Origin of the sequence: Caballeronia humi (assembly GCF_001544475.1) — a bacterium.
GTDB lineage: Bacteria > Pseudomonadota > Gammaproteobacteria > Burkholderiales > Burkholderiaceae > Caballeronia > Caballeronia humi.
In genome coordinates this window covers 1-1,114 of the sequence record NZ_FCNW02000195.1, presented here as the reverse complement: position 1 = coordinate 1,114, position 1,114 = coordinate 1, and the positions used below count along the sequence as shown (strand labels likewise).

The following is a 1,114-nucleotide window of genomic DNA, read 5'->3' as shown; positions in this document are numbered from 1 at the left end:
ACTCGACCTCGTCCTGCTTCACACGGTGGGGGATTTTAGGCGACCACAACTGGGGGAGTTTCAACTGACCGTCCGGGATTGTCCGCCAGCGTCGCAGTTCATCGCGTTATCTGGCAGGTAACCCGCAGGGGAAGCTGTTGGTCAAGCGGGTAAGAGAACGCGGAGAAAGCGAACGGCGGCCTGTAATGGGTCGCACAGGGGTTAGAGCTTTGCTTCGACCTGAAAGGGTGCAGACTTCCGCGTGGTGCAGTTGTCGCAGACCAGCATTTTAGGTTCAACGAGGGGCAGCTTGTGAGTGACCGGTGGGGCTACGGTTCAGCGCCTCTCGCCTCAGCAATGAGGCGAATCAACGATGTGACGTTTGCGAAGGTCGTAAGAAGGCCGGTACGACCGGCGTCCGTGTGACGTTTGATGCTGTGCTCGAGCTGTATGCGGGGAAACTCGCACGTACAGTTCTTCGGGGGCCGCGTTTCCGCGAGGAGACGTGGCTACCCAATTATCCGACCGACCCGACCCAGCACGTTTCGCACGAAACCATCTACACGGCCATCTATGCCCAGCCGCGCGGCGAACTGCGCCGGCAGCTCATCGCCTGCTTGCGCCACGGTCATAGCGCCCGCATGCCCCGCACACGCGGCACCGATCGGCGCGGGCAGATTCCCGACATGGTCAGTATCCATGTGCGGCCGCCCGAAATCGAAGACCGACTACTGCCTGGTCGCTGGGAAGGTGACTTCATCAAGGGCGCCGCCAACCAATCTTCTGTCGGCGTGCTGGTCGAACGGACTAGCCGCCTGGTGCTACTCGCCAAGATGGAAGACGCCACCGCCGCCTCCGCGTTAGCGGGCTTCTCTGCCAAACTCAACTCGATTGCCGCGCCGTTGCGACAAACCTTTACCTACGACCAGGGCAAAGAAATGTCGCGGCACCAAGAACTCACTGCAGCCACTGGCGTGCGCGTCTACTTCTGCGACCCACACAGCCCTTGGCAACGCGGCACCTGCGAAAATACCAACGGATTGCTTCGTCAATATTTGCCTAATATAGATAGTCCGTCCCGCCTTCCGTGATACTGGTCACAGCTGGCAGGTACTGCCAGCGAAAGCGGGACATG

At 60.1% G+C, this 1,114-nt stretch carries 1 pseudogene; it reads left to right on the top strand.

Annotated elements, in window-relative coordinates:
* Positions 1 to 515: 515 nt before the first annotated feature.
* Positions 516 to 1,040 (top strand): annotated as a pseudogene (locus tag AWB65_RS34995) (IS30 family transposase); the annotation flags it as partial.
* Positions 1,041 to 1,114: the final 74 nt, after the last annotated feature.